The organism is uncultured Agathobaculum sp. (assembly GCF_963927765.1).
Taxonomy (GTDB): domain Bacteria; phylum Bacillota; class Clostridia; order Oscillospirales; family Butyricicoccaceae; genus Agathobaculum.
The window spans coordinates 39,333-48,434 of sequence record NZ_CAWVCU010000034.1; the positions used below are offsets into that span (position 1 = coordinate 39,333).

General features: G+C 56.3%; 10 protein-coding genes. 8 read left to right on the forward strand and 2 right to left on the reverse strand.

Annotated elements, in window-relative coordinates; translation table 11 throughout:
- Positions 1–17: 17 nt before the first annotated feature.
- From yunB to ABGT74_RS02510, 6 genes are all read left to right on the forward strand, one after another.
- Positions 18–710 (forward strand): sporulation protein YunB, encoded by a 693-nt coding sequence (yunB, locus tag ABGT74_RS02485; RefSeq protein ID WP_346704324.1) that lies wholly within the window; start codon positions 18–20, stop codon positions 708–710.
- A 65-nt stretch (positions 711–775) separates the two neighbouring features.
- Positions 776–2,764: an NAD-dependent DNA ligase LigA gene (ligA, locus tag ABGT74_RS02490; RefSeq protein ID WP_346704325.1), complete on the forward strand. Its 1,989-nt coding sequence runs from the start codon at positions 776–778 to the stop codon at positions 2,762–2,764.
- 1 nt (position 2,765) lies between these two features.
- Complete coding sequence (gene gatC / locus ABGT74_RS02495; RefSeq protein ID WP_125114661.1) at positions 2,766–3,053, forward strand: Asp-tRNA(Asn)/Glu-tRNA(Gln) amidotransferase subunit GatC; 288 nt, start codon at positions 2,766–2,768, stop codon at positions 3,051–3,053.
- A 15-nt stretch (positions 3,054–3,068) separates the two neighbouring features.
- Positions 3,069–4,538, forward strand: a complete 1,470-nt coding sequence (gene gatA, locus ABGT74_RS02500; RefSeq protein ID WP_346704326.1) for an Asp-tRNA(Asn)/Glu-tRNA(Gln) amidotransferase subunit GatA — start codon at positions 3,069–3,071, stop codon at positions 4,536–4,538.
- A gap of 15 nt (positions 4,539–4,553) precedes the next feature.
- The gene (gatB, locus tag ABGT74_RS02505; RefSeq protein ID WP_346704327.1) at positions 4,554–5,978 is read left to right on the forward strand and encodes an Asp-tRNA(Asn)/Glu-tRNA(Gln) amidotransferase subunit GatB; all 1,425 of its coding nucleotides are present in this window, start codon (positions 4,554–4,556) and stop codon (positions 5,976–5,978) included.
- Positions 5,979–6,101: 123 nt separating this feature from the next.
- Positions 6,102–6,521, forward strand: a complete 420-nt coding sequence (locus ABGT74_RS02510; RefSeq protein WP_346704328.1) for a hypothetical protein — start codon at positions 6,102–6,104, stop codon at positions 6,519–6,521.
- A 52-nt stretch (positions 6,522–6,573) separates the two neighbouring features.
- On the opposite strand, the gene ABGT74_RS02515 is transcribed toward ABGT74_RS02510, so the two are convergent.
- Positions 6,574–6,783, reverse strand: a complete 210-nt coding sequence (locus ABGT74_RS02515; RefSeq protein WP_346704329.1) for a helix-turn-helix transcriptional regulator — start codon at positions 6,781–6,783, stop codon at positions 6,574–6,576.
- A gap of 3 nt (positions 6,784–6,786) precedes the next feature.
- Positions 6,787–7,098: a DUF6442 family protein gene (locus tag ABGT74_RS02520; protein WP_297284266.1), complete on the reverse strand. Its 312-nt coding sequence runs from the start codon at positions 7,096–7,098 to the stop codon at positions 6,787–6,789.
- Positions 7,099–7,345: 247 nt separating this feature from the next.
- Here ABGT74_RS02520 and ABGT74_RS02525 point away from each other — a divergent pair, with 247 nt between their 5' ends.
- The gene (locus tag ABGT74_RS02525) at positions 7,346–8,380 is read left to right on the forward strand and encodes a M20/M25/M40 family metallo-hydrolase (protein ID WP_346704330.1); all 1,035 of its coding nucleotides are present in this window, start codon (positions 7,346–7,348) and stop codon (positions 8,378–8,380) included.
- Positions 8,377–9,102: M42 family peptidase (locus ABGT74_RS02530; protein ID WP_346704331.1), on the forward strand; the 726-nt coding region annotated here is incomplete at its 3' end. The genes ABGT74_RS02525 and ABGT74_RS02530, both read left to right, overlap by 4 nt.

Here is a 9,102-nt window from a genome sequence, read left to right on the forward strand (position 1 = left end):
CGGAGGGGGCGGAAGTTATGCGGCGGCGCAGATATCGCGGAAAGAGAAAGGGTATATGGCTGTTTGCGCTGCTGGTAGTGCTTGCGGCCACCGGCATCCTTGTGACCATGCGGATGCGGCAGATTTTCATGGAATACGCCACCAACGTTTGTGAGGATAGCGCGATTCAGGAAATCAACAACCTGATGCAGGAGGAGGTCTTTTCCGACCCGGAGACTTATGAAAATATGGTGATTCTGGAGCGGGACAGCGAAAACCACGTTACGGCGCTGCGCACGGATGTCATTGCCATCGGACGGATCAAGGCGCAGCTGGTCAACGGGCTGTTTGAACGGCTGAGCGATTTGGAGCAGACCACAGTCGAGGTGCCGCTCGGCACGGTATTTGCCCCGAACTATTTTACCGGCATGGGGCCGTCGGTGGATATTGGCATGGCGGGTCTGACTCAGATGGAGGCCGAGTTTGTCAGCGCTTTTTCCGCGGCGGGCATTAACCAGACGCGGCATAACATCATCATCGAAATCCATGCGGGCTTTCGCATTTTGACGCCGTTGGGTGGTGAGGACCGCGAGATCGTCACCAGTTATCCGGTGACCGACACGGTGATTGTTGGCACGGTGCCCGAACGGTATACCTATATTGACGATCTGGGCTCCGGTCTGCTCGGTGAGATCAGCGATTATGATAATTCGTCGGAAAACGGAAAATAATACTTCCGAATGGGTCGAAAATTTGGTATACTATATTCTGTATTGGAATGTGAAGGGGTGCTTGCATGGATGCCCTCGGGCAGATCACCGCATTGCGTGAAAAGCTGCGGTATCATAACGAAAAATATTATAACGAAGATGCACCGGAAATTTCGGATTACGAATATGATATGATGCAGCGTGAGCTGCGTGCTTTGGAGGCCGCGCATCCAGAATTCGCGGATGCGGACTCTCCGACGCAGCGCGTCGGCGGTACGGCGTCCGGCCGGTTTGCTAAGGTCACGCATGCCTATCCACTCGAGAGCTTACAGGATGTTTTTTCCTTTGACGAGCTTTCCGAGTTTTATGGCCGTGTGGAAGGCGCGGTCGGGCAGGCGGAATATGTGGTCGAGTATAAGATCGACGGACTTTCGGTTGCGCTGGAATACGTCAACGGCGAATTCGTGCGCGGTGCGACGCGCGGCGACGGGCAGGTTGGCGAGGATGTGACCGCCAACCTCAAAACAATCAAGGATATTCCGCAAAAGCTGGAAAACGCGCCGCCGCATTTGATCGTGCGCGGCGAAGTGTATATGAAAAAATCGGTGTTCGACGCGCTCAATGCCGAATTGGAACTGCACGAAAAGCCGCTGCTCGCCAATCCGCGCAACGCGGCGGCAGGCTCGTTGCGGCAGAAGGACAGCAAGATCACCAAGCAGCGCAAGCTGTCCATTTTCTGCTTCAATATCCAGAATGCGGACGAGCTGCCGCTGGACAGCCACACGGCTTCGCTCGACCTGCTGAAATCACTCGGCTTTCCGGTCAGTCCGCGTTATCCGGTTTATACCGATCCGGCGGACGTGCAGCGCGAAATCGAGAATATGGGTGAGACGCGCGGCGAACTGGATTTTGATATCGACGGTGCAGTTATCAAGGTCAACTCGTTTGCACAGCGGCAGGCACTCGGCTCGACGGCCAAGTTCCCGCGCTGGGCGGCGGCATATAAGTACCCGCCCGAGGTCAAGCAGACGCTTTTGAAGGATATCATCATTTCGGTCGGGCGAACGGGCGTTTTAACGCCCAATGCCGTGCTTGAGCCGGTGCGGCTCGCGGGTACGACCGTGTCGCGCGCGACGCTGCACAACCGCGACTTTCTCCGTCAGTTGGATGTGCGGGTGGGGGACACGGTTTCGGTGCGCAAGGCGGGCGAGATCATCCCGGAGATCATCGGGGTGGCGCTGGACAAGCGCCCTGCGGACGCACAGCCCTATGAAATGCCAAAGTTTTGTCCGGTGTGCGGCGCGCCGGTTTACGACGATGAGGAAGAAGCTGCCATCCGCTGCACGGGTGCGGCGTGTCCCGCGCAGCTGCTGCGCAATCTGATGCACTTTGCCTCGCGCGACGCAATGGACATTGACGGCTGCGGCGAAGGCAATCTGCAAAAGCTGATTGACGCGGGGCTGGTGAAATCCGCTGCCGATTTATACAATCTGACAGTGGAACAGCTGCTGCCGCTCGGCAAAAAGGTGGACACCTGGGCGAACAATTTGCTGCGCGGCATCGAGGCGAGCAAAACGCGCGACCTGTCGCGGCTGCTGTTTGCGTTCGGTATTCGGCACGTTGGCCAGAAGGCAGGCAAGATATTGTCGAACCATTTTGGCAGTTTGGATGCGTTGCTCGCGGCGTCGGTTGAGGAAATGACCGAAATTCGCGATATCGGCCAGACGACTGCGGAAAGTATCGCGGCGTGGCGCGAACTCGACCAGTCGAAAGAACTCATTGAAAAGCTGCGCGCGGCGGGCGTCAACTTCATCGGAGAAAAGACGGCCAAGAGCGATCTGCTTGCCGGCAAGACGATCGTTGCCACCGGCAGCCTGACGCTTTATACCCGCAAAGAGATCAACGACCTCATTGAGTCGCTCGGCGGCAAGGCAGCTGGGTCTGTTTCCAAGAGAACAAGCTATGTGGTGGCCGGAGAAAACGCGGGCAGTAAGCTGCAAAAGGCAGCGGAGCTTGGTATCCCGGTCTTAACAGAGGAAGAATTCAAAAATATGATACAGCAGGAGGAACTTTGACATGGCAATTTCCAGAAAAGAAATTGAGCACATCGCATCCCTTGCGCGTCTGGACTCGACGGGCGGTATTTTCGACCGTCTCGCGGACGACATGCAGGGCATCGTCGGCATGGTGGACAAGCTGGCGGAGCTGGACCTTGGCGACATCACGGATGTCATCAACACCGAGCGCAAGAATGCGTTCCATGAGGACGTGGTCGTGCAGGAATACACGCCCGATCAGCTCATCGAGCCGAACGCGCCGGACTTTCAGGCGGGCGGCGTAGCCGTGCCGCGCGTGGTAGAATAAGGGGGACGGAAAACAATGGCACTTTATGAGAAAACAGCGGCCGAGCTTTCCAAAATGCTCGCCGATAAGGAAATTTCCGCGGTAGAGCTTGCGCAGGATGTTTTCGCCCGCACGAAAGCGGTCGAGGACAAAGTGCAGGGCTATGTGACGGTCGCGGAGGAGTCCGCGCTCGCGCAGGCGGCTGAAGTGGACAAGAAGCGCGCCGCGGGCGAAGAACTGTCCGCGCTGGCGGGCATCCCGGTTGCCGTCAAGGACAACATCTGCACCAAGGGTACGCTGACCACCTGTGCATCCAAGATGCTGTATAACTTCAAGCCGCCGTACAATGCGACGGTGGTCGAGAAGCTTGCCGCAAACGATGTGGTTATGACCGGCAAGGCCAACATGGACGAATTTGCAATGGGTTCGTCCTGCGAAAACTCGGCGGCGCACCCGACCCATAACCCGCACGGCTTGAACCGTGTACCGGGCGGCTCGTCCGGCGGTTCGGCAGCGGTCGTTGCGGCGGGCGAGGTTCCGCTGTCGCTCGGCTCGGATACCGGCGGTTCGATCCGTCAGCCGGCATCCTTCTGCGGTGTGGTCGGCCTCAAGCCGACCTATGGCGCAGTATCCCGTTATGGCCTCATTGCATTTGCATCCTCGCTCGACCAGATCGGCCCGTTCGGCCGCTCGGTGGAGGACGTAGCGATGCTGCTCGACGCGATCACCGGTCACGATCCCATGCACGACTCTACCTCGGTCAAGACCCCGTTTGAAGGCTCGATCCGTGCAAACCTCAATGCCGATATCAAGGGCATGAAGATCGGTCTGCCCAAGGAATATTTCGGCGCGGGCATTTCGGACGCGGTGCGCGAGAGCGTGCTTGCCGCTGCCGAAACCTACAAGAACCTCGGCGCAGAGGTGTTTGAGATTTCGCTGCCGCTGGTCGAATACGCGCTGCCGGTGTACTACATCCTGTCGTCTGCTGAGGCGTCCTCCAATCTGGCACGCTTTGACGGCGTGAAGTACGGTTACCGCACCCCGAACGCGGGCGATGATCTGATTGCGCTCTACACCAAGAGCCGCTCGGAGGGCTTCGGCGCGGAGGTACAGCGCCGCATCATGCTGGGCACCTATGTGCTGTCTTCCGGCTACTATGACGCATATTACAAGAAGGCGCGCGCGGCGCAGCGCAAGATTCGCGAGGAGTTTGCAAACGCTTTTGAGAAGTGCGACGTTATTCTGACGCCGGTTGCGCCCACCACGGCTTATGAAATGGGCTCCAAGACCACCAATCCGCTGGAGATGTATGCGGGCGATATCTGCACGGTGTCGGTCAACATCGCTGGCCTGCCGGGTCTGGTGCAGCCTTGCGGCTTTGACGCGGACAAGATGCCGATCGGCATGCAGCTCATCGGGCCGCGCTTTGGTGAGCAGAAGCTGCTGGACGCTGGCCTAGCATTTGAGCAGGCATCCGGCCTCAAGAACATCATCGCGGCACTGTAAGGGAGGAAACGACAAATGAAATATCAAGCTGTCATCGGCCTTGAGGTGCATGCGGAGCTGTCCACCAAGAGCAAGATCTACTGCTCGTGCTCGACTTCGTTCGGCGCACCGATCAATACACACACCTGCCCGGTCTGCACCGGTATGCCGGGCGCGCTGCCTGTGCTCAACAAGCAGGTGGTACACTATGCGGCCAAGATGGGCAAGGCAACCGGCTGCACGGTCAACCAGCTCTGCAAGGCCGACCGTAAGAACTATTTTTATCCCGACCTGCCCAAGGCATACCAGATTTCGCAGTTCGATGTGCCGATCTGCGAAAACGGCGAGGTGTTCTTCTACGTTGACGGCGAGAAGAAGTCCTGCCGTCTCGAGCGCATCCACTTCGAGGAGGACGCGGGCAAGCTGCTGCACGACGAGATCGACGGCACGGTTGTCGACTTCAACCGCTGTGGTGTGCCGCTGATCGAGATGGTCACCAAGCCCGACCTGCATTCCTCGGCGGAAGCCAAGGAATTCCTCGAGATGATCAAAACCACGCTGTCCTACCTCGACATCTGCGACTGCAAGATGGAGGAAGGCTCTATTCGCTGCGATGTGAACGTCTCCATCCGTCCGGAAGGCTCGGAGGAGTTGGGCACGCGCGTGGAGATGAAGAACATCAACACGTTCTCGGGCGCGGTACGCGCGATCGACTATGAGATCGCACGCCAGATCGAGGTCGTTGAGAATGGCGGCGAGATTCAGCAGGAGACCCGCCGTTGGGATGATGTGAAGCTGAAGAATACGGTCATGCGCACCAAGGAGGACGCACAGGACTACCGTTATTTCCCCGATCCGGACCTGATCGCGGTCGAGATTTCGGACGAGTGGATGCAGCAGATCGAAAGCGAGATTCCCGAGCTGCCGATCTCGCGCTATGAGCGCTATCTGAACGAGTACGGCATGACGGCAATGGAAGCGCGCCTGATTTCGGATAGCTTTGCGAAGGCGGAACTGCTCGACGCGGCGGCAAAGCAGGTCAAGCCCAAGGCGGCGGCAAACTGGATTCTGTCCGATATCTCCAAGTACCTCAACGACAAGGGCGTGGAGCTGCCGGACACTAAGCTGACCGCGGACAAGCTGGTTGATCTGGTCAAACTGATCGAAGCGGGCACGATCTCGGGTGCGGCAGGCAAGAAGGTTCTGCCGAGCATGTTCGAGACCGACGAAACGGTTGAAGCGATCGTGGAGCGCATGGGCCTCAAGCAGGTGTCTGATGAGGGCGCAATCCTCGCCATCGTGCAGGATGTGATCGCGAAGAACGAAAAGGCAGTTGCGGACTTCAAGGCAGGCAAGAATGTCACCGGTTTCCTCGTAGGTCAGTGCATGAAGGCCTCCAAGGGTCAGGGCAACCCGCAGATCATCAATAAGCTGATCGCGCAGGAGCTGGCTAAGCTGTAAGCGGTTTTCGATTGGGTCACGTGACAAGCGGAGGTGCTTGCTGTGAAAAAATTAGGTTGGATAGGGATTGTTCTCGTTTTCGTTCTTTCATTGGCTGCCTGCGGTTCACAAGAGCCACAGGAAATGGTTTCGGAAGCACTTGGGGTGGATGCTTCTACCGGCAGCACAATGTTCAGTATGGATACGCATAGCGGCAACGGCGACGGTACTTCCTGCGTTGTGCTGCATTTTGACGGTAACGAGATGATAAAACAAATCAAAGCGGATGCCAATTGGCAGCCGTTTCCGTTGGATGAAACCGTAAAAACGCTGGTATATGGGGTATCGGACGAAACCGGTAGTATCGGCCCGTTTTTGACGGATGAGGATGGCGAAACGCTGGTGCCTGAGATCGAGAATGGATATTATCGTTTGATTGACCGGCATACAGAGCAGGATACGGCAACCGGTGCAGATATTTTGAACAGGGGCTCTTTCAATTTTACTGTGGGGCTTTATGATACTGACACCAATACGCTGTATTGCTGCGAACTGGACACCTGATAGGGAACATAGAAAAAGGATGCTGCATTTGCAGCATCTTTTTTTGTGTGTCTTATTCAAAATAGAACAACTCTTCAAATTTTTTATCCAGTGCAATACACAGGACGAGCGCAAGCTTTGCGGTCGGGTTGAACTGACCGGTTTCAATGGAACTGATCGTGTTGCGTGACACGCCGACCAGCTCTGCCAGCTGCGCTTGCGATAGATTTTTTTCACTGCGCGCTTCTTTCAGTCGGTTGTGCAGAATCAGTTTGTTGTCCATCACTCATCCCACCACGCGCATTACATAGGTGATGAGGTTAGCAATGGCAAGAAAACCGCCTGCAATGGTAGTCACTAGAAGAGATTTTTCTTTGCTGAACCGATAGCGGGGATAGGCTTCGGCCGCAACATATGTCCAAAAGACTGCGGCCAGCGCATCGTTTGACCGATTGGTACACATGTTGAAAATGAAGAGAAAAATCAGAACGATGATGAATGCGATAATGCCGATTTGTCTGCCCTGATCTTCTGCATTCTTTTTGCCTTCATCCGTGTTCTCACTTCGGCTTTTCGCCAGAATTTCTTCTTTGTTCATAAAGCACCTCTTTGTCTCTATCTACCGTTGCGCCAAGTGTTCTTGGCGTATTCAGTATAACATGACAAGTGAACTTGTCAAGAAGGGTTGCAAAGTTTTCTTGACAAAATGTGTGGTAGAACAAAAGTGGACACAAAATCTGCTCATCACGACGGGTGGTGTATTGTTTCCGGAAGCGGAAACGGGTATAATAGAATCTACGGGCGAGTAACTGCTCGTTTCCAAATCAAAAAAGGAGGAATGTTCCTTGCAGATAGAGAAAACCCTGCATACGCTGTGCGCGCTGCCAGCGGTGAGCGGGTTTGAAGAACAGGCAGCGCAGGCGGTTGCCTCGCTGCTGCGGCCGCTGTGCGATACCGTTGAGGTTGACCACAACGGCAACGTGCTGGGCTACAAGAGCTGCGGTCGTAAGCACGCCAAAACCGTGCTGCTGGACGCGCACCTTGACCAGATCGGCTTTGTCGTTACTGAGGTGCTGGACGGTGGCTTTTTGCGCTTTGCGCCGGTCGGCGGCGTTGACCCGCGTATGTTGCTCGCCACCGAAGTAACCATTCTGGCGGACGAGCCGCTGTACGGTGTGGTCAGCTGTATGCCGCCGCATTTGCTCAAAGCAGGCGAGCAGGATAAGGCTGTGCCGGTCGACCAAATGCTGATCGACACCGGTTTGGAAAACGCAAAGGAAAAAGTTCGTATCGGTACGCCGATCGTGTTTGCGCAGCAGCCGGTGAAGCTGCTGGGCGGGCAGATTTGCAGCAAATGTCTGGATGATCGCGCAGGCGTGGCCGCGATTCTGCTTGCGTTGGAAAAAATGAAAAAGCATAAAAAACGCCGCTGCAATATCGCGGTGCTTATCAGTGCGCAGGAAGAGGTCACCGGTCTCGGCGCACAGACCGGCGCGTTTGCGGTGCAGCCGGAATATGCGATTGCGGTGGATGTGACACACGGTAAAACACCGGACGGCCCGTCAGACGGCGTGTTCGAGCTGGGCAGCGGTCCGGCTATCGGCGTAGGGCCGAACCTGCATCGTGGACTGACCAAACGGCTCATCAAAACCGCGAAAGCAAATGATATCGACTATTCACTTGAGGTGATGGAGGGCAACACAGGCACAAATGCGTGGACGATGCAGATTGTCACACACGGCATTGCGACCGCGCTTCTGTCCATCCCGGAGAAATATATGCACACACCGGTCGAGGTAGTCAAAACGTCCGATGTGGAGGACGTGGCGGAGCTGATCTATCGCTTCCTGTGCGACTTTGACGGGGAGGTGGAAGCATGACCGAACTGCTGAAAACGATGTGCGCGCTGCCCGGGCCGTCGGGCTGTGAGGATGCGGTGCGTGAGTTTGTGCTCAAAAAGGTAAAGCCTTTTGCCGATGAAATCCGAATGGACGCCATCGGCAATGTGATGGTGTTCCGAAAAGGGTGTAAAACGCTCGAGCGCCCGGTTGTCGTGTGTGCGCATATGGACGAGGTTGGCGTGATTGTCAAAAAGATTACTGAGGATGGCATGCTCAAATTCGGTTTTGTCGGCGGGGTTGATCCGCGCGTCGTGATTGGCAAGGGCGTGCGCTTTGGCGAGACGTGCGGCGTCATTGGTATCAAGGCAGTGCATCTGACGACCGCAGCCGAGCGGCGCACCATGCCCAAAACCAAGGATTTGTATATTGACATCGGCGCGACCAGCCGCGCGGCAGCGGAAGCCAAGGTGTCGCTGGGCGACTATGGTGTGTTTGATTCGGATGCCGTATTGTTTGGCGATGGTCTCATCAAAGCCAAAGCGATCGACGACCGCATTGGCTGCGCAGCGCTGCTGACGCTGCTGGAAGAGCAGCCGCCGGTCGATACTTGGTTCTGCTTCACCGTACAGGAGGAAGTGGGACTGCGCGGCGCGGCCAGCATGGCGTATGCGCTTGATCCGGGCTTTGCGTTGGTCATTGAGGGTACGACCGCAGCCGATCTGGCTGAGGTGAAGGATGGCAAGGCAGTTTGCCGCGTGCGC

Bases quoted from the DNA above. Each gene is read 5' to 3' on its own strand.
- gatC (WP_125114661.1), top strand. From the start codon at position 2,766: ATGGCAATTTCCAGAAAAGAAATTGAGCACATCGCATCCCTTGCGCGT.
- ABGT74_RS02510 (WP_346704328.1), top strand. From the start codon at position 6,102: ATGGTTTCGGAAGCACTTGGGGTGGATGCTTCTACCGGCAGCACAATG.
- gatA (WP_346704326.1), top strand. From the start codon at position 3,069: ATGGCACTTTATGAGAAAACAGCGGCCGAGCTTTCCAAAATGCTCGCC.
- ligA (WP_346704325.1), top strand. From the start codon at position 776: ATGGATGCCCTCGGGCAGATCACCGCATTGCGTGAAAAGCTGCGGTAT.
- ABGT74_RS02520 (WP_297284266.1), bottom strand. From the start codon at position 7,098: ATGAACAAAGAAGAAATTCTGGCGAAAAGCCGAAGTGAGAACACGGAT.
- ABGT74_RS02515 (WP_346704329.1), bottom strand. From the start codon at position 6,783: ATGGACAACAAACTGATTCTGCACAACCGACTGAAAGAAGCGCGCAGT.
- gatB (WP_346704327.1), top strand. From the start codon at position 4,554: ATGAAATATCAAGCTGTCATCGGCCTTGAGGTGCATGCGGAGCTGTCC.
- yunB (WP_346704324.1), top strand. From the start codon at position 18: ATGCGGCGGCGCAGATATCGCGGAAAGAGAAAGGGTATATGGCTGTTT.